Origin of the sequence: Paucilactobacillus wasatchensis, from assembly GCF_000876205.1 — a bacterium.
GTDB classification, from domain to species: domain Bacteria; phylum Bacillota; class Bacilli; order Lactobacillales; family Lactobacillaceae; genus Paucilactobacillus; species Paucilactobacillus wasatchensis.
This window is the reverse complement of the sequence record NZ_AWTT01000021.1, coordinates 15473-34101: the sequence shown is the minus strand read 5'-3', so window position 1 is coordinate 34101 and position 18629 is coordinate 15473. Positions and strand designations below refer to the sequence as shown.

The window sequence follows — 18629 nt, the reverse complement described above, 5'->3', positions numbered from 1 at the left end:
TACGTTTTTGCTTCAGCCTCTTTATATTTTTTATCACTCTTTTTGATAGGTTAATGCTCGAAATCTATGTGTATTTTAACTACTTTTTATTCTTCACTTGGATGTGGGTGCTGTCGCTGGTATTCTGCGATGTCATCATACTCACCTTCCAATTTGCGACCCACACTTAGGTAAATTGGAAGTAAATCGCGATAATTCTTGAAGTTAGTCGGATCTGGTTGGTAAGTATTTTGCTTACCGATAAACTTCTTCACCACTGACATATCGTCCGCTTCACCAATACTAATCAAAGCTAATGTCATGGCCCCTAAACAGCCACTTTCAAATGCTTCTGGAATAGTAACTGGATGTTCAAAGATATCGGCCAGCATTTGACGCCAAAGTGCTGATCGAGCAAAGCCACCTGTGGCGGTAATCAAAGTGGGCTCACCAACTGCCTCTTGGAGTGCTAGTTGAACGGTGTAAAGGTTAAAGACAACCCCTTCAAGGGCTGCACGCACCATGTGAGCACGCGTATGGGTACGAGTTAAACCAAAGAATGAACCGCGGGCATTACCATTCCAAATTGGTGCTCGTTCGCCACCTAAGAATGGGTGGAAAATTAAGCCATCTGAGCCAGCTGGAATTTTTTTAGCAATGTCAGTTAATAGATCATAAGGATCCATATCGAGCAATTTGGCTGTTTCTTTTTCGGGAGCAAATAAATTATCACGTACCCAACGAAAGACAATACCACCATTATTAACTGGTCCACCGACGATCCATTTACCATCCATAACTGGGTAGCAATATGTTCGGCCCTTTGGATCGAGTTGTGGTTTGTCAATAAATGTTCTGACAGCTCCAGAAGTACCGATGGTAACAGCAACTTCACCTTTTCCGATTGCGCCCAGACCAATTTCTGCAAGAGCACCGTCAGTTGCGCCCATGACAAACGGAGTGTCCGCTGGGATACCAATTTGATCTGCTAATTTTGGTTCTAATCCGGTTAATTGACTGGTTGGTTCAACTAGTTCTGGTAATTGGTCGCGTGTAATGCCAACAAATTTAAGGATATCTTCGTCCCAGTCCATTTTAAAGATATTCATTAAACCGGTTGTGGCGGCCATTGAGGTTTCTTCTTTTAACTGATGGAAGAAACGCCACAAAACGTATTCTTTAATACCAACCCAATATTTAGTTTGATTAAAGAGTTGTGATTCGTCTTTTTTTAACCACAGCAACTTATAAACCGGACCCATTGGGTGAATCGGTAAACCGGTCTTGTTATAAATTTTTAATCCCTGGCCGTTTTTGCCCAGTTCGGTTGCTTGCTTTTCAGAACGATTATCAGCCCATGTAATCACTCGGGTTAGGGGTTTGTGATCAGCATCTAATCCCACTAAACTGTGTTGCTGGGTTGAAAATGAGACTGCACGAACACGGCCATCGGCATTTTTTACTACTTCAGTTAAGGCCGTTACGGTAGCATTGAAAATTTCATCTGGATCTTCTTCTGCCATATCAGGTGTATCTTGATATAGTGGATACAGTTGATTTGAGTATCCTTTAATGTCTCCTTGCAATGTATATAGAACTGCCTTAGTACTTGTTGTTCCAATATCAATTCCCACTACGTAATCCATTTTAGATTACCTCCTATGGTGTTAAATAAAAATGTAAATTAGTGCAGCTAAATTTTAGTTGTAGGTGTTAACGCTTTCATTTAACAACTATTTTACTACTTTGTCAACAACAAGTATATCAGTTTTGTCTAGAATGCTTAATTTTAATTTTATCTAAAGAAAATCAGCACAAGTTTTAAAGACTAGTATAATAGTAAACAAAAACAAAAGTGAGTGATTAAATGGATACTGAAAATACCAATTTTAATATGCGTGCAGACGCGTATAACCAGTTGAAATATCAGATATTACACGGAGTTTATTTTCCGGGTCAAAAGATATCTGAAAAAATTGTGTCGCAAAATTTGGGGATTGGTAGAACGCCGGTGCGTGAGGCAATAATTAGGCTAGAACGTTATTCGCTGGTTGAAGTGGTTCCACAAAGCGGTACCTATGTGACGAGAATTGACCTTCAATCTGCTGAAAATGCGCAGTTTCTGCGGCGCGAAATCGACCCAGACATCCTGCTGGAGTTTTCTATTAAAGCTGATGATAGTCTTATTGAACGAGTGAGCGATAACCTGAAACAACAGGCCGAGGCGGCTAAAAATAGTGATAACAATTTGTTCTTTGATTTGGATGAGGAATTTCATCAGCTATTTTACGCTGGGGCAAAGCGCCAGATGATTTGGGACTGGCTTCAGACGATCAATATGCACCTCAATCGATATCGTTGGTTACGTTTGGAGGTTGCTAATTTAAATTGGGATACGCTACTAGAACAGCACCAAAACATTTTTGATGCTGTTAGGGAGAAAAATGTTGAGGGCGTGCGCTTCGCCAGTGAAGCACATCTGCGGTTGATGCTTCAAGAAATGCCCAGTCTACTCGCTAAGTTTCCCGATTATTTCATCAATAATCCGGCTAATTAAATTTGTGAAATTAGCAGTTATTATTTCTAATAAACATTAATTGAACCATTACATTAATAACTTTGGTGGTTAAAATAACGTTGACAGTTTGTGAAAATGTGATAAACTGAAAACGTATTCAGGCATACTAGTATATCAGTTAATCACTAGTAAACTTTCAAAATAGGTGGAAGGAGTTTCAAACATGGTTAAGATTACAGACGATTATGTACAAAATAAAGACGCATTTGCAAAAAGCAACATTAAGGTTCCAACTTTTGATCGAGCGGCAATGACAAAGGGAACATTGGCCAGTCCACACTGGGTTCACTTTGGTGGTGGTAACTTGTTTCGAGCATTTCATGCATCAATTGCTGAACGGCTATTAGAAAATGGCGAGAGCAACACTGGTGTGATTGTCGTTGATACCTATGATGATGCTGTTGTGAATGACATTTATGGCAAGTACAATAAACGAATTGTTCGAGTTGTGACAAAAGCTGATGGTTCGCAAGACCGCGAACTGTTCGCTTCAGTGGCAGATGCTATTTTTGCAGGACCTGTCGCTAATGACACAACCAGCTTTGATCAGCTGAAAGCCATTTTTAAACAAGCAAGTTTACAAGTGGTTTCCTTCTCGATTACTGAAAAAGGTTATCATCTACAAAATGGGGCCGGTGAATTTTTCCCACCAGTCGAAGCAGACTTGAACAATGGACCTGCTAAACCACAAAATAATATGTCGTTATTAGTAAGTTTATTACTTACTCGTTTTGAAAACGGCGCCACACCATTGACATTAATGAGCACTGATAATTTCTCACAAAATGGTGATCGACTTAAAAATAGCGTCTTGACCATTGCTAAAAAGTGGTTGGAAAATGGTTTCGTTAACCAGGCATTTGTTGATTATCTATCTGACAGCAATAAAGTTGCTTTTCCACTGTCAATGATTGACCGGATCACACCTAATCCGTCTGAAAAAATTGCTACCGACTTAAAGAATGATGGTTTTGAAGATTCAACTATTCTTCATTCAAAAAAACATACAAACATTGCTGCCTTCACTAACACTGAAGAAGCACATTATCTCGTGGTTGAAGATAACTTTCCTAATGGTCGTCCGGCGTTTGAAAAGGCTGGAGTCATTATGACCGACCGCGATACCGTTAATGACGCTGATGAAATGAAAGTAACCACTTGCTTGAATCCACTCCATACTGCTTTAGCAATCTATGGTAGTATTTTGGGGTATGATTCAATTGCAGCAGAAATGCAGAATAAAGATTTGGTTGGACTAATTACGCAAATCGGTTATGTTGAGGGACTGCCAGTTGTGAAGGATCCCAAAGTAATCAACCCACAACAATTTATTAATGAGTTATTGACAAAACGTTTGCCTAACCCATATATCCCTGATACACCACAACGGATTGCTACCGATACCTCACAAAAATTGAGCGTCCGTTATGGTGTTACCATCCAACACTATGTTGATGATTCTAATCGTGACCCACAGTCATTGAACTTTATTCCATTGGTAATTGCCACTTGGTTGCGATACTTGATGGGAATTAATGATAAGGGCACAACCTTTGAACCGAGTCCAGATCCAATGTTTGATGAGCTGCATGCACAAGTTGCTGGTTTCAAACTCGGAGATGCATCAGTGGATGTTCATGCGGGTGTTAAGGGGATTTTGAGCAACAAGACAATTTTCAATATGGATCTTTACCAGGTTGGTCTGGGTGACAAAGTTGAAGCGTACTTCAAGCAAATGTTAGCTGGTACTGATGCAATTGCAACTGTATTGCATGAGACTTTGGCAGCTAAGGCACAATCAGTCAACGAATAATATTTAAAGAAGAGGAAGGTTAGACATGACAGAGTATAAAATTGCGGTAGTTAATTCAAGTAGTTTTGGTCAAGTGTTCAAGGAACATTGGCAACAGTTGGAAGCAATTGGAACAGTGGATCGGTTTATGGTTGATCCTAACATTGCCGGTCCAGAACTGGCCGAGAAATTACATGGTTACAATGTGATTGTCTCAAGTGTGACACCATTTTTCAAAGCCGATTTTTTTGATAATAAAGATGAGCTATTGTTGATTTCACGTCATGGAATTGGGTATAACAACATTGACTTAGCTGCTGCTAAGAAGCATGGGACCAAAGTTACAATTGTACCGCCATTGGTTGAACGTAACTCGGTGGCTGAAAATGCATTAACTAACTTGATGGCCGTAGTACGCCAAGCTGCGCCGTCATCTAACCGCATCAAAGCGGACCGGTATGAAGACCGTGCTGAATTTATGGGCCATGAATTTAGTTCTAAGACTTTTGGTGTAATCGGCTGTGGTAATATTGGTAGCCGGGTTGCGGAATTGTTCCAGTTCTTTGGCGGCAAGGTAATGATTACCGACCCAGAGCCACATGCTGCTGCAGGCTGGTTTGATGAAAATCCGAAGGTGCAACGGGTGGAGTTAGATGAATTACTAGCCCAATGTGACTACATCTCATTAAATGCATCCCTAAACGATGGCGATTATCATTTGATTAATGCAGACGCTCTTAAAAAAGCTAAAGATGGGGTTTACTTTGTCAACCATGCTCGCGGCGCTTTAATTGACGAACAGGCAATGCTGGCCGCCGTTAAGAGCGGCAAAGTGTCTGGCTACGCTGCTGATACAATGGAAGTTGAACCAGTTCGTGCAGATCACCCATTTTTGCAGGATCAACATTTTCTAATCACGCCACATACTTCTGCTTACACTTACGAATGTCTTCATGGCATGGGTGAAAAGTGTGTTTCTGATGTGGCCAATTTGGCTAACGGCAAGCCACTTGTGCGTGAATTGACGCAGACAGTTTAAAAATAGATAAGAAATAATAAAAAAGCGTGTTCCGAGATGGTTCGGAATGCGCTTTTTATTAGCTCTAATTGGGGATAAAGGTTGGGTTGGACAATCTGGTTGCGTTTGGTAATTCGTAGTACTGGTCCTTATACTGTTGGTAAAAATAAGTATGGTTGGAAAAGCCAACCATATCAATAATTTTGGAGATCGAAAAGCTGGTGGATAAAATCAATTGGTGGGCCTTCATTAATTTTTGCCGGTTAAGAAGTTGGGTGAAAGTTAATCCGGTTTTTTGCTTAATTAAGTTGCTTAAGTAATTTTTATTATACGAATATTCTGCTGCAATTTTGGTCAGAGACGTAGTTGCGTACTTGACTTCCACTGTTTTAAGAATCTTTTTCATGGTTTCGTTGTTCTCTAGTGAAGGAATCGGTAACATTTCCATTTTATATTCCCGAATTAGATCAATTAACAAAATTGGTAGAAGGTTGCTGATTAATGCATTCGAAAATTCACGCGGAAAGAAATATTCGTTTAATATTTTTAAAACCATTTGCTGAATATCGCTTTTTGAAGTCGTGTGGAAAATAGCGTGGCGATTATTTTGTTCGTTTGATTCGGTTAATTGAGATAAGACTTGAAAGGCAATGCTTGAAGATCCCTTCATTTTTTCTAGCCATGACAGATTAACAGATTGATTCTGAAATAAAATATTTAGCAAGATATCATTGGTGCCAAGCGCCTTGATTGAATGCTGACTGCCAACATCCATTAGCAGGATATCACCTTTTTTGAGGGTAATATTCTTGCCATCAATAATTTGGGTACAACTGCCTGAGTACATATAATTCATTTCCAAAAATTGATGCGAATGCTGCGGATAATTGGCGAAGCGATTATGCTTGCTGATGAAGACATCGTGGTTGTGAAAAAAGTATTTATCTTCTAACTCAAAAAAGCCAGTTTCCGCTGTACGAGTTTCTTCTGGTAAATCCTGCACAAACTCAACGCTAGTTTGTTGTTTTTCCTCAATTGACGTTAACTTAAACAATAGATCATCTAATTTTGTCATTTAACCACCTGTATTTTTGGTACTAAAGTACTTAATAATATGTATTGATGTGAAAAGTATAACATTGTTAAATTAAATTGTAAGCGATTTAGCTTGAGAATCAATTTTGTGAATTATTTAATTTTAGTAGGAGAGGAAGATTATTTTGGCGCAAATTCGTAGTGCAACTGAGGTTCAGGCAACAATTGAAAAACTTATCGATAATTTAGTTCATTTATCTGATCCGACTGGTGAATTTTCAATCAAAGTGGCCGATGGTTCCATTATCGATAATAAAAGTTTTCATTTTTGGGAATGGACATCTGGCGTGGGACTATATGGCATGATGCAATACTATCAGATTACCCACGAACCAAAAATTCTGCAGCAAATTATCGATTGGTTTACTGAAGAATTACCAAAACAACCCGAAAAAAATATCAACACAATGGTTCAAATGGCTACTTTGGCAGACCTGTATGAAATTACTAATAATGAAAGCTACTTACCAATTTTACAAGAATGGGGTGAATGGCTATTCAATGATGCCATTCGAACCCATAGTGGTGGGTTGCAACACGTGACGTTTGGTGATCTAAATCCAGAGGAAATGTGGGACGACACACTGATGATGAGTGTGATTCCATTGGCTAAGTTAGGGTTAGTACTCAAACGCGATGACTACATCAAAGAAGCTAAATTTCAGTTTATGGTTCACATCAAGTATTTACAAGATAAACAAACAGGTCTGTGGTATCACGGCTGGACGTTCAAAGAATCAAACAATTTTGGCTCTGTTTTCTGGGGCAGAGGAAACTCGTGGATTACGATCGCCATTCCAGAATTATTTAGTTTACTGCATTTATCTAAAGACGACGAAACATACAAGTTCTTGGACGAAAGCTTAACACAGCAAGTCGATACATTAGCCAAATTGCAAGATGATTCCGGATTATGGCATACGGTAATTGATGATCCAACCTCATACCTAGAAGGTTCGGCAACTGCCGGATTCACATACGGCATCTTAAAGGGGGTCGCCGAGGGATATTTGGACAAGCGATACTTACAAACCGGTTTAATGGGCCTGACGGCATTATTTGATAATATCCGTGAAGACGGTTCCTTAGCAAAAGTATCCGCAGGAACTCCAATGGGAGCGAATGCCGAATTTTATAAACAAATTAAAATCTCAACAATGCCATATGGTCAGTCGATGGCAGCGTTGGCATTAATCGAATATCTGAAAGAGTTAAAACAGAAATAAATTGGTCTTATGGAGGCTTATATTATGAAAGTCACAGCAGAAGTTCCAAACTCTAACGAAACGGCAGAAGAACAGGGACAAGACACACAAAAAGTTATTCGTAGTGATCGCCCATTTGGTTGGAAAGATAAAATTGGTTATGCGTTTGGTGATTTAGGTAATTGTTTTGTATTAGGGCTAGTTAATTCATTTTTGATGATTTATTATACGAACGTTTTAGGTATTTCTGGTGCCGCTGTTGGGACACTGTTCCTGCTAGCTCGGTTTATTGATGCGTTTGCAGATATTACAGTAGGACGATTAACTGATACAGCTAAACTAACATCTGAAGGCCGGTTCCGACCTTGGATTAAGCGAATGAAATACCCATTCTTATTTGCCACGATTCTATTGTTTATTCCAGCAGTCAACGCATTTTCGATGCCGGTTAAATTAGTTTATATTTTCCTGACCTACATTTTCTACGGGATCTTTCAATCTTCTATTAACATTCCTTATGGCTCAATGGCATCAGCAATCAGTTCGAATCCCGACGATCGAACTTCGCTATCAACATTCAGAAGTGTGGGCTCTGCACTTGGTGGTGGGTTAACAGGATTCTTCATTCCGATTTTTATGTATGCCCACACAGCTGCCGGCAAAAAGATTGTTTCAGGTAGCCACTTCTTCATCATTGCCATTGTCTGTGTTGCATTAGCATTTATTTCATACTTATTCACGTATCACATGACTTACGAACGAGTTCAAGTTGAGAAGAGTGAAAACATTAAGATTTCAACTATCCTCAAAGGAATCGGTAAAAATGGTGCCTTAATTGCGTTAGTTTTCGCCGATGTGCTATTAGTTATTAACCAAATTCTAGCCGGTACAACGACCACTTATTTGTTCAATGACTACTTCAAGAGCGCCGCCGCAATGTCGGTTGCCATGGTGTTTACGTACGCAACCGTGATCTTACTGGCACCATTTGCCACATATTTAACTAACAAATTTGGTAAAAAAGAAGCATCTATTACCGCACTATTTGTTGCCACGGCACTATATATCTTTATGTTTATTATCCACACGCACAATGAATGGTTGTTCTTGGCACTGTTATTCATTGCAACGTTAGGAGCCGGATTGTTTAACTTAATGGTTTGGGCATTCATTACGGATGTTATCGACTATCATCAAGTGCTGACCGGACTACGTGAAGATGGTACGGTATATGGATTGAATTCATTTGCCCGTAAATGTGGGCAAGCACTAGCAGGTGGTATTGGTGGTTTCATGTTAGCCTTTATTGGTTATCAGTCATCAGCAGCAGTTGTTAATCGAATCTACATGTTAGCAACATTGTTACCAGCAGTTTGCTGTGGGGTTGCGGCATTAATCCTATTGTTCTGGTATCCATTAAATAAGAGCAAAACAAAAGAAAACTTTGCTATATAAATTTAAAAAATCAAACATCACGGAGGCACAAGAACATATGAACGTAACAATCGGGATCAGAGCACATGATATTAATATTTTAAATAAACCGGATGATTTATTTGCTGAACTAGCAAGATTAAGTGTTCAGCAGGTGCAACTTGCACCAGCGAAATCATTTCCAGCATTGACTAATAATGGTGAACAAATAACTGAAACGCTAGCTAAAGAGATTAATAAAGCCGCTACGACTCATAATGTTAAAGTAGCGGTGTTGGGCTGCTATATTAATTTAATTCATCCTGATGAGGTATTACGGCAACAGTTATTGCAGCGAGTAAAGGGGTATCTGGCTCGTGCTGGCGCGATTGGTGCTAGTGTGGTGGCAACTGAGACTGGTAGCATCGATCCGTCTTTTAAATTTACAACTGATAATTTTACAGAGCAACCGTTCCAGGCAGTGCTGGAATCAATTAGGCAAATTATGCCAGCAGCAGAACAAAATGACATTGATTTTGCGATTGAACCGGGGCTTAATCATCCAATTTATTCGATTGCGACTACTAAGCGGGTACTGGCTAACATTGCCAGCCCGAATCTGAACGTATTACTCGATCCAGCTAGTCTGGTTTATCATGGTAAGAACACTGACGAAATTGAGATCATCAAAGAAGCGTTTGCGGCATTTGGTGATAAAATCGTTGCTGTTCATTTAAAGGATTATGTTTTCGATGAGCAAGGTTTAATTAAGATTGTTGTGCCAGGCATGGGACTTGCTCCGTTGCATGAGGCAATAAAGACGGTCACTAATCTAGCACCCAATGTCCCGATCCTAATGGACGAGTTGCCAAGTGGCACGGTCAATGAAGCAATCGATAAAATGAGAGAAATAGTGGCAGCTAATTAAATTTAGTCTGATTTAAGGAACAGCTTTGACTTTAAGATACCGATGTAACTCAAGAAGATCACGGTTATAATAATCGAGCTGATAATCAATTCAGCGGTTAAAGAATAATTGGCAAGGGTACCAAATAATTTGAACATGAATGGTGTCACAAAATTACCAACATTGGCACCGACTAGTAGCAAAATTGCACTTATTTCTGGGGTGCAATTTTTTAGTGCCGCCGTTTTGGAAAAAAAGTATGGCCCGTAAATAGAAAATGAGACACCACTTATAATTAGTCCTAACGAGGCAAAAACAAAATTATTACTAAAAGTAATCAAGAAATAGCCACTGCCCAATAAAAATAAGGCGAAGAGTAATATATTTTGCTTAAAAAGTAGGCTTAACCGATCGAAGGCCAACGCACTGATGCCACTCACAATTAGCATGACAGTCAGTGTTACGCTGGATTGCGTTGGCGTGGCCAAGTTACGCAGTTCCATCAGCGGTGTGAACTTAAGCGTGATTCCGGTATAAAAAATCATGCAGGTGAACATTCCAATGACTGCACTAAATAGACCAAACGAAAAACTAAAGTTAGATGTATTTTTTCTGCGCGTTTTATACAGGTGCGGCATTCTTTGGGTGTCCGGAACAAAAGAATAAAACATGATTGCTAGTACAAACGCTAATGCATAAATGCCAAATGACAAATGCCAGTTGAATAACAGTAAATAGCCGGCGATCAGGGTCATAATGGCCGAACCAAAATTTTGAAATGAATTTTGAAAACCGATTAATCGAACTGACTCTGGTGGCTGAAAGAATAGTGAAATCATAGATACAGCCAATGAATTATAGATGCCAAGTCCTAGACCTAAGAGGATCCGAGTCGCCAAAACAGCTGAATAGTTATCAGTAAATACCGGTAACGTACCACTAATCCCAGCAATAATTAAGCCCAATAATACTGTGTTTTTTTCACGCAAATATTTAACCAAAATTGGACTAATTAAGATACCCAGTACCATGAAAAATGATGGAGCGGTGACTAAAAATTCGATATTAGTTTCTGAGATAGAGGTAAAGCTATGTTGCATTGCCGGGATTGATGCCGTGATGGCTGTTGGTGATGTCAAAATTAAAGAAATCGCGAGTAATGAAATTTTTAATGATTTACTTTGTTGACTCATATTAAATTACCACCCTAGTTGTGTAATTACTATGAGTATCAAATAAATGCTGCCATTTAACAATGACAGCATATTAGTAAAAAAGTAACAAATATTCATTTATAATAAATTATTGGTGATCCTTGATTTGAACCGTGGTGGAATCTCTTCTTGCAGTTTAACCGCCAAAAAAAGAAGCGATAAATTACTAATTTATACCCAATTTTACAGTTTGCGCAGCAGTCCTAACTAAAGCAGATCCCGGGTAGTCGATTATTCTCTGGTTTGTTTGATAACGCTGTTAATCTTAGCTAACTTTGGACTGGCCTTTGCAGCCTCGTCACGCATAACGGACATGTACAAACAGTCAATGATGCTCATTTGCGAAATAAGCGACGACAAAGCCTGTGAGCGGTATTTAGAGTCATCTGACACCGAGTAGAATGTGACATCACCCAGTTTAGCGAGATCAGAAGAAGAAAAACTAGTGATGACAATGATCGGGACATGGTTATTTTTTAAAATACGAGCCATTTTCAAAGTGTCCAGGTTACGGCCACTATGTGAAATAACAATGGCACAATCATGCTCGTCCATTTTGGCAGCTTGCATCAATGCCATATGGTAATCAGTATTAAAAACAGCGTTGATTTGCGTTCGGAGGAATTTATGGTAGGCGTCAAGGGCAACAACATCGGACGCACCGAGACCAAAAAAGCTAAGTCGCTGACACTGTTCAATTAAGGAAACAGCGGTAGTTAATGTTTCTTCGTTCAATAGATCTAAAGTTTTATTGAGTGAAGAACTATTGGAGCTGAATACCTTTTGAGCCACCATAATGTTGGGATCGTTTCGGTCGATATCAGCTGAAAGAGATTCAGGTTCGTTGATTTGCTGGGTGATGGCTAGTTGCAATTCTGGATAATTAGCATATCCTAAGCGCTTGGCGAACCGAGAAATAGTCGAAACGGAGGTATCAATTTGTTCCGCCAATGACTGAATTGACTTGTGATTACAAGCGACTAAATTATTTTGCAAAAAATCAGCAATTTTACGGCTACTAGCGCCTAATGTATCGTATTTAGAATAAATGCGTTCAATTAATTGTAAAGCCATCGGTTATGCTCCCCTATTTTTTTCTAGCATTAGTATACCAAGTTTAAATTAATTTGCATAGTTTTCATTTATTATGGTTGATTTTTGATAGTTTTTTGCATATAATAAATTTCGTAAATAAATTTGAAAATAACAGAAAGAGGGATCTTTTACATGCGTGTTGGAATGATTGGCCTTGGTAAGATGGGTCTTAACCTAACTAAGAATATGGTGCGGAACGGAATCGAGGTTGTCGGATTTGATTTGGCAACTGACAATGTTAAAGCAGCACAAGAGGCTGGGGCAGTTCCAGCAAGTAGCTTAGAAGATTTAGTTTCTAAATTAGATCAACCACGGATTGCATGGATGATGTTGCCAGCCGGTAAGCCAACCGATGCAACCATTCAACAATTAACAACAATCCTAGATAAAGATGATTTGATTGTTGATGGTGGTAATTCATTTTACAAGGCTTCATTGAAGCATAATGAATTAGTTACAAACGCAGACATGAAGTTCTTTGACTGTGGTACTTCCGGTGGTCAAAGTGGTGCCTTAAATGGTGGTAACTTCATGATTGGTGGCGACGACGCCGCCGCCTTCGATCAATTATTAAAGCCAATCTTTGAACTAGTTTCAGAACCAGATGGTTTCTTGTACACTGGTGCAGCCGGTTCAGGTCACTACCTAAAGATGGTTCATAATGGGATTGAATACGGAATGATGGAAGCTATTGGTGAAGGCTTTGATGTGCTTGAAAACAGCCAATACAACTATGACAACGAAGCTGTTGCTAAATTATGGAACCATGGTTCAGTTGTTCGTAGCTGGCTAATGGAACTGGCAGAAGATGCATTTGCCAAGGATCCTAAACTAGACGACTTACTAGGCCGGATGCATTCATCAGGTGAAGGTCAATGGACATTACAAGAATCATTGGACATGGCCGTTCCAACGCCAGTTATTGCTTTGTCATTGATGATGCGTTATGAATCAATGCGTGATGCTGATGACAACTTCACTGGTAAAGTGGTTGCTGCATTACGTAATGGCTTTGGTGGCCATGCGGTTGATAAAAAATAAAAAAGTGTAAATAATTGCGTTAAGAAGTCGTAGCATAAGTTAAATACCCACATTAATCCTTGTACCATGGATTGATGTGGGTATTTGCGTTGTACTGCAGGGAACTGTGTTGTGGAGCACTGTTCAAATATTTAAAAACAATCTATTTTTAGATGAATTAAAATACAGCAGTAAAAAAGAATAGTTAGTATAAAAGTTACTAACCATTCTTTTATTGTTCATCTAATAAAAACCCTTGCTTGCGCAGCACCTTAAGAACCGTCCGGCGCTGTTTGGGAGATTTTGCCAACTGGCGCATTATATTATGTCGAAACGTTTCAACCCTGGAATTGGTACTGCGCTGATTATAATAATCTGTTAATTCATGATCATAATTATCTAACAGTTGCGAATAATTATCAGGCAGGTGGTATTGATTGGTAAAATGAATAGCAGTTAATGGTAAACGTGGCTTTTGTTCCGGGATGGTTACCGGATAGCCGACCGCAACGCCAAAAACTGGGAATGTTAACGTTGGTAAATGCAAGAGGTCAACAAGCTGCTGGGGTTCGTTGAGGATGCTCCCTAGATAACTAGCGCCAAGGCCAATACTTTCAGCTGCAGTTGTCAATGATTCTGCAGCAATTGATGCATCATAAATGGCCGCAAGTAGTCGATCGGCTTCGCCAAGTAGTTTAGTTGATTGACCGCTAGCTTGACCAATTTGATAATTACGATACTGATCCGCGATGAAAATAAATAAATGGCCATTTTTTTCAGCATGTGTGTCGCCAGTGATTTCAGCAAATGTATGCTTTAGGCTTGACTCGGTGATACTGATAACACTGAATTGTTGCATGAACATAGAGGTAGCAGTTTGTGATGCTGCCGCCAATAATGTGTTAACGGTTGCTTGGTCTAATTGACGGTCACTAAAATCACGAATCGTTCGGTGATTCATGAGTGTGTGAATTGTTTGATTGTCCATCAAAATCATTTCCTTCAAGTTTATTTCTGTTGTTGCGATTGCTTGACCACAATATTATAAATATCTTCAATATCGCGTGAAGTGCCACGCAGCTCAAAGTCAGCAATAAATGGTGCGTTGAATTGTTGCGCATACCGTTTAGCGGTGAGGCAGTATTGTTCATTGAAGTTACGATTACCACTGCCAATCACACCGATACATTGGGGGGCGTTGTTGTGATAATGGATGTATTCACCTAAAACGTTGGTCATTAATTCCTTGACCCCTGAATCGATCCCGTTACCACCATCTAAGTATGTTGGCACTGAAACAAAAAATGGTTCAGCTTCATCAGTAAAATCAGTTTGTTCTGAAATTTCACGCGCCTTAATCTCCGGGAGCGTGTTGTCAATGGCATGCTGTTGATTGGCATACGCCATAAAGCGTTCCATGAACGAGCGGGTGTTTCCTTCAATTGAAATATATAGCATGTTGATAGGATCCATATTTTTCTCTTCTTCCGTATTGACGAGTTTAATACCTTAAGTCATTTTAACCGGGATCGTCACAAAACGATACACCTTTTTTATGAATTTTTATTTGAAAACAAAAAAGCAGCTAGCTACAGCTGCTTTTAAAGTTTATTTCATTGTTTCAGCTGTAAAATTATCATCTACTGGTTTAATATCAGTATTCTTAGTAACCTTAAACCAGTTGATGTAAGAATTTTCAAAATCAAGCACTTCAAAATTGAATTCTTGGATGGTGATTATATCACCAACATGAATGTTGGGATAGTTATCAATGATATAACCAGTGATGGTAACCACTTCAGATCGGTCGAATTCTTTAATTTCAGCTTGAAAGTAACGTTCAAAGTCGTACGTAGTTGTTTTACCACTAACCTTGTAGGAACCATCGTCTTGCTTGAAAATAATTTCATCCGAAACGTCATCGATTTCATCACGCACCGTGCCAAATAGTTCTTCATAAATATCTTTATCTGTGATAATTCCACTGGTACCACCATATTCATCAACTACAACCACAATTGGTGTTCGTTTATGAATCATCTGCTGCAAGACTGTAGTAATCGGAGTTGCTTCAGGTGTAGTGGATATATGCCGAACAATTTTGCTTAATGAAATATCAGGATCCGTATGTGACTGGCGAATTAAATCGTAATTGTAAACATAACCAAGGATTTTATCCTTGTCATTATCAGCCACTACCGGTAAACGACTGTATTTTTCTTGTAAGTAGACCTTAATAGCTTCTTTGATTGTATAATCGATGGTGATGACAACTAACTGGGTCCGATCAATCATGATATCCTTAGCAACTTTATCATTAAGCTCAAAGGCCCGTTGCATATATAGTAGATCGTTTTTTTCTAGCTCTCCACCGGCAACTGCGTTTCGAGAAAGACTCAGTATTTCACCTTGTGATAATACTTCGTCAGTTTCATCAGCTGGCTTCAAACCAATCATCTTCACGACACCACTAGCAGAAGTGTTCAGTAACCAAACAAATGGGTAGAACGTAATATGAAAGACATGCAGTGAGGTTGTGACAAACATCATGACCTTTAGTGGCATATCAATTGCCACGTTCTTAGGAACAATTTCTGTGAAAACCACTTCTAAATATGTCAAAATAATAACACCCAAAATGGCTCCGATTGCGTGAAGACCGCCTTGGCTAATTGGTAAGTGGGTCACATCAATTGCATCTAATAACATTGTCTCAATAGTAGATTCCCCGACCCAACCTAAAATGATCCCACAGACGGAGACACCAACTTGAGTGGTTGACAGGTATTCATTTAGATTAGTAACCATCTTGATGGCTCGGTTTAACTTCACCGATGGTTTCTCTCGTGCTTCTTGTGCTTCTTGTAATGCAGTTAGGCGTGTTTGTACAAGCGCAAATTCTGCTGCCACAAAGAATGCGGCAAAGAAGAAAGTGATTAAAATAATTACAAGATTAATTATTATCTGACCGCTATCCAACAACTATTCCTCATTTCTTGGGTCAATAAACCAAATTATGCGAAAAAGTTTCCGCAGTTTCAATAATGGTACCTAAAATTGGCTATAAATGCAAATAATATCAACGGTTTGACTGATTAAATTTTACGAATTATAAATAAGTCGATTCTAATTTTTAAATTGAATTTACCTTCATTATAATATTGTTTTGAGACACCAGTGTTACCGGGTTAGTAACAATTAGCCTAAAAATAGATTGGAATTTTCTGCTATTAATTGTTATAACTAGTTAAGAAGTAAATTAAATTGACAAGGAGAAGTAACGCAATGCGTCTTGATTTTTCGGTAGCTGTTCATAGTTTATTGTATTTGGATCAACATAGAGATCGACGAATTGCCAGTCGCGAGCTAGCTCAATCGTTAGATTTAAATTCCGTGATGATCAGAAATATCTTGTCGCTCTTACATAAAAATGGTTACGTAGAGGGTAGTGTGGGTAAAAATGGAGGTTACCGCCTGATTAAAACATTGCAACAATGTAATATCGGTGAGCTATATGATTTAACGATTCCGCCTACTATTAGCTACGCACGATTTATTACTGGGAATAATGCCGAATTGGAGCAAGATGATGCCACGGCGATTGCTGGAAATATCAAGGAGACTTTAACCGATTTATTTACGCTGGCAGATGAAGATTATCGCAAATTTTATCATCAATTTACACTAGCGGATCTCAAAAACGATATTGAACATCACGGTTATTTTATTGATCGAATTAAACATAATTAATAGTTATATCAATGGTTAGAACGCTTTCACTGGGTTCTGCCTTTTTTAGTTGATCAAAAAACATCAAAAAAGTGATTGACAGCTACTAGGAAAGATGATTAAATTGTCATCAAGTTCTCATCATATTTTAATAATACATAGCTTTATCGAGAACAACTTCAAGGGGGATACATATATGGAAAATACACAAGCAACGGACAGCAAAATGTCCGTTAAAGATTATGTCTACAATGTTTCAGCAGCGGTTTCAAATGTTATTTTAGTTATGTTAGGTGTCGGATTATTATTCCAATCCGTTGCAAACATTGTTCACTGGAATCAACTTTATCAAATTGGCGCAATTGCTCAAGTTTTATTACCAGCTGGATTTGGGGCAGCCGTAGCTTCGCAATTAAAGGTTAATACATTGGTTATGTTTAGCGCCATGATTTCCGCTACAGTTGGTGCTAACGCTGTTTACTTCACCACATCAGCAGTTAGTGGTGCAACTGCAACCGGGTGGCAAGCTCATGAAGCAGCTTCAAGTATGGTTTTTGCTAGTGGTCAACCAATTAGTGCCGTTTTAGCAGCAGTTTTAGCTGTAATGGTCGGTAAATATCTAACCGGTAAAACACCACTTGATATGATGCTGGTTCCACTAGCTTCAACATTTGTTGGAACAATGTTTGGCCTTGGTGCAGGAGCCGTTACAACCCCTGCTCTTAATGCCCTCAGTAAATGGGTTTCAGGTGCCATGACTGTTAGTCCATTGATTGGTTCGATGCTCCTCGCTTTGGCATTTGCCATCTTCTTGATGACACCTGCGTCTTCAGCTGCCTTAGCAATTGCGATTGCTTTGGATCCAATTTCTTCAGGTGCAACTTTAATTGGAACGACAGCTCAATTTGTTGGTTTCTTGGTAATGTCATTTCAAGAAAACAACGTTGGCGCTAATATTGCGCAAGGATTCATTACACCTAAGGTTCAGTTTCCAAATTTATTGAAGAATCCGCGTCTATGTTTGCCAACGTTTGTGGCGGCAATGGTCAGTGCAGCAGTTGGAACGGTATTTTTCCAATTCAGTGTACCGTACACAATTGGTGGCTTAGGGTTAACCTCATTAATTGCACCAATTAATTTGGCTTCGACTAATATGCACTCGTTCTGGGTTTACCTCTTCTGTGGCATTTTACTGCCAGCTATCATTTCGGTAGCAGGCTACAGACTTATGAGAGCTTTCCACTGGGCAGAGCAAGACGATCTTCATTTGGAGATTGTATAAAAATAAGAGTGATAAAAAAAGGCGCATAGATTCTGAGCATAGCCTAGTAAAGGGAACGATACGAATTAGGTATCGTTCCCTTTACGTAGCTAAGCACAAGCCAAAAATTACTTATTGCTTTAGCAATTAGTAATATGGACATCGAAGAGCCAAAATTACTTATCGCTTTAGCGATTAGTAATATGGACATCGAAGAGGATCTGTCTTTTCTCACGCTTATTTTCGTTCCCTCACCCCCTTGTGTAATTCCGTGCAGCAGGTACAATAAAGTTATCTAAGTATTAAGCAGAAATGGAGTGGGA

16 protein-coding genes are annotated in these 18629 nt (G+C 39.1%); 9 read left to right on the top strand and 7 right to left on the bottom strand.

Translation table 11 applies throughout. From position 1 onward, the window contains the following. Positions 1–86 precede the first annotated feature (86 nt). A complete protein-coding gene (gene gntK, locus WDC_RS05005; protein WP_044010777.1) occupies positions 87–1625 on the bottom strand; it encodes a gluconokinase in 1539 nt (512 codons plus the stop codon). Between the two features lie 221 nt (positions 1626–1846). Here gntK and WDC_RS05000 point away from each other — a divergent pair, with 221 nt between their 5' ends. The 3 genes from WDC_RS05000 to WDC_RS04990 all read left to right on the top strand — a co-directional run bounded on the left by WDC_RS05000 (position 1847) and on the right by WDC_RS04990 (position 5388). Next, positions 1847–2536, top strand: coding sequence for a GntR family transcriptional regulator (locus WDC_RS05000; protein WP_044010776.1), 690 nt, complete (start codon positions 1847–1849; stop codon positions 2534–2536). A gap of 184 nt (positions 2537–2720) precedes the next feature. Next, positions 2721–4370, top strand: coding sequence for a mannitol dehydrogenase family protein (locus WDC_RS04995; protein ID WP_044010775.1), 1650 nt, complete (start codon positions 2721–2723; stop codon positions 4368–4370). Positions 4371–4395: 25 nt separating this feature from the next. Then, complete coding sequence (locus WDC_RS04990; protein WP_044010774.1) at positions 4396–5388, top strand: D-isomer specific 2-hydroxyacid dehydrogenase family protein; 993 nt, start codon at positions 4396–4398, stop codon at positions 5386–5388. Between the two features lie 64 nt (positions 5389–5452). Here the strand turns inward: WDC_RS04990 and WDC_RS04985 are convergent, their stop codons facing one another. Beyond that, on the bottom strand, positions 5453–6442 hold the full coding sequence (locus WDC_RS04985; protein ID WP_044010773.1) for an AraC family transcriptional regulator: 990 nt from the start codon (positions 6440–6442) through the stop codon (positions 5453–5455). A 145-nt stretch (positions 6443–6587) separates the two neighbouring features. On the opposite strand from WDC_RS04985, the gene WDC_RS04980 reads away from it, so the two are divergent. From WDC_RS04980 to WDC_RS04970, 3 genes are read left to right on the top strand one after another with little or no spacing between them, the layout of a single operon-like run. Next, positions 6588–7688, top strand: coding sequence for a glycoside hydrolase family 88/105 protein (locus WDC_RS04980; RefSeq protein WP_082040920.1), 1101 nt, complete (start codon positions 6588–6590; stop codon positions 7686–7688). A gap of 24 nt (positions 7689–7712) precedes the next feature. Next, positions 7713–9122 (top strand): MFS transporter, encoded by a 1410-nt coding sequence (locus WDC_RS04975; RefSeq protein ID WP_156127006.1) that lies wholly within the window; start codon positions 7713–7715, stop codon positions 9120–9122. 37 nt (positions 9123–9159) lie between these two features. Continuing rightward, a complete protein-coding gene (locus WDC_RS04970; protein ID WP_044010771.1) occupies positions 9160–10008 on the top strand; it encodes a sugar phosphate isomerase/epimerase family protein in 849 nt (282 codons plus the stop codon). Between the two features lie 2 nt (positions 10009–10010). Here WDC_RS04970 and WDC_RS04965 read toward each other — a convergent pair whose 3' ends face one another. Together WDC_RS04965 and WDC_RS04960 are read right to left on the bottom strand one after the other, a co-directional pair. Further along, entirely contained in the window at positions 10011–11180 is a 1170-nt protein-coding gene (locus tag WDC_RS04965; RefSeq protein WP_044010770.1) for an MFS transporter, read from the bottom strand. 252 nt (positions 11181–11432) lie between these two features. Beyond that, positions 11433–12275: a MurR/RpiR family transcriptional regulator gene (locus tag WDC_RS04960; RefSeq protein WP_044010769.1), complete on the bottom strand. Its 843-nt coding sequence runs from the start codon at positions 12273–12275 to the stop codon at positions 11433–11435. A 153-nt stretch (positions 12276–12428) separates the two neighbouring features. Between WDC_RS04960 and gnd the strand changes: the two genes are divergently transcribed. Next, a complete protein-coding gene (gene gnd / locus WDC_RS04955; RefSeq protein ID WP_044010768.1) occupies positions 12429–13337 on the top strand; it encodes a phosphogluconate dehydrogenase (NAD(+)-dependent, decarboxylating) in 909 nt (302 codons plus the stop codon). A 211-nt stretch (positions 13338–13548) separates the two neighbouring features. On the opposite strand, the gene WDC_RS04950 is transcribed toward gnd, so the two are convergent. The 3 genes from WDC_RS04950 to WDC_RS04940 form a co-directional block, all read right to left on the bottom strand. Further along, a complete protein-coding gene (locus WDC_RS04950; protein ID WP_052497799.1) occupies positions 13549–14304 on the bottom strand; it encodes a nitroreductase family protein in 756 nt (251 codons plus the stop codon). A 20-nt stretch (positions 14305–14324) separates the two neighbouring features. After that, the gene (gene nrdI, locus WDC_RS04945; protein ID WP_044010766.1) at positions 14325–14789 is read right to left on the bottom strand and encodes a class Ib ribonucleoside-diphosphate reductase assembly flavoprotein NrdI; all 465 of its coding nucleotides are present in this window, start codon (positions 14787–14789) and stop codon (positions 14325–14327) included. Between the two features lie 135 nt (positions 14790–14924). Then, positions 14925–16295, bottom strand: coding sequence for a hemolysin family protein (locus WDC_RS04940; protein WP_044010765.1), 1371 nt, complete (start codon positions 16293–16295; stop codon positions 14925–14927). Positions 16296–16601: 306 nt separating this feature from the next. Between WDC_RS04940 and WDC_RS04935 the strand changes: the two genes are divergently transcribed. Together WDC_RS04935 and WDC_RS04930 are read left to right on the top strand one after the other, a co-directional pair. Next, positions 16602–17066: an RrF2 family transcriptional regulator gene (locus WDC_RS04935; RefSeq protein WP_044010764.1), complete on the top strand. Its 465-nt coding sequence runs from the start codon at positions 16602–16604 to the stop codon at positions 17064–17066. A gap of 175 nt (positions 17067–17241) precedes the next feature. Beyond that, positions 17242–18327 (top strand): PTS transporter subunit IIC, encoded by a 1086-nt coding sequence (locus tag WDC_RS04930; protein ID WP_044010763.1) that lies wholly within the window; start codon positions 17242–17244, stop codon positions 18325–18327. The last annotated feature ends 302 nt before the right edge of the window (positions 18328–18629 follow it).

Bases quoted from the DNA above. Each gene is read 5' to 3' on its own strand.
- WDC_RS04950 (WP_052497799.1), bottom strand. From the start codon at position 14,304: ATGGACAATCAAACAATTCACACACTCATGAATCACCGAACGATTCGT.
- WDC_RS04975 (WP_156127006.1), top strand. From the start codon at position 7,713: ATGAAAGTCACAGCAGAAGTTCCAAACTCTAACGAAACGGCAGAAGAA.
- WDC_RS04985 (WP_044010773.1), bottom strand. From the start codon at position 6,442: ATGACAAAATTAGATGATCTATTGTTTAAGTTAACGTCAATTGAGGAA.
- gnd (WP_044010768.1), top strand. From the start codon at position 12,429: ATGCGTGTTGGAATGATTGGCCTTGGTAAGATGGGTCTTAACCTAACT.
- WDC_RS04965 (WP_044010770.1), bottom strand. From the start codon at position 11,180: ATGAGTCAACAAAGTAAATCATTAAAAATTTCATTACTCGCGATTTCT.
- WDC_RS04935 (WP_044010764.1), top strand. From the start codon at position 16,602: ATGCGTCTTGATTTTTCGGTAGCTGTTCATAGTTTATTGTATTTGGAT.
- nrdI (WP_044010766.1), bottom strand. From the start codon at position 14,789: ATGGATCCTATCAACATGCTATATATTTCAATTGAAGGAAACACCCGC.
- WDC_RS04970 (WP_044010771.1), top strand. From the start codon at position 9,160: ATGAACGTAACAATCGGGATCAGAGCACATGATATTAATATTTTAAAT.
- WDC_RS05000 (WP_044010776.1), top strand. From the start codon at position 1,847: ATGGATACTGAAAATACCAATTTTAATATGCGTGCAGACGCGTATAAC.
- gntK (WP_044010777.1), bottom strand. From the start codon at position 1,625: ATGGATTACGTAGTGGGAATTGATATTGGAACAACAAGTACTAAGGCA.
- WDC_RS04995 (WP_044010775.1), top strand. From the start codon at position 2,721: ATGGTTAAGATTACAGACGATTATGTACAAAATAAAGACGCATTTGCA.
- WDC_RS04990 (WP_044010774.1), top strand. From the start codon at position 4,396: ATGACAGAGTATAAAATTGCGGTAGTTAATTCAAGTAGTTTTGGTCAA.
- WDC_RS04930 (WP_044010763.1), top strand. From the start codon at position 17,242: ATGGAAAATACACAAGCAACGGACAGCAAAATGTCCGTTAAAGATTAT.
- WDC_RS04960 (WP_044010769.1), bottom strand. From the start codon at position 12,275: ATGGCTTTACAATTAATTGAACGCATTTATTCTAAATACGATACATTA.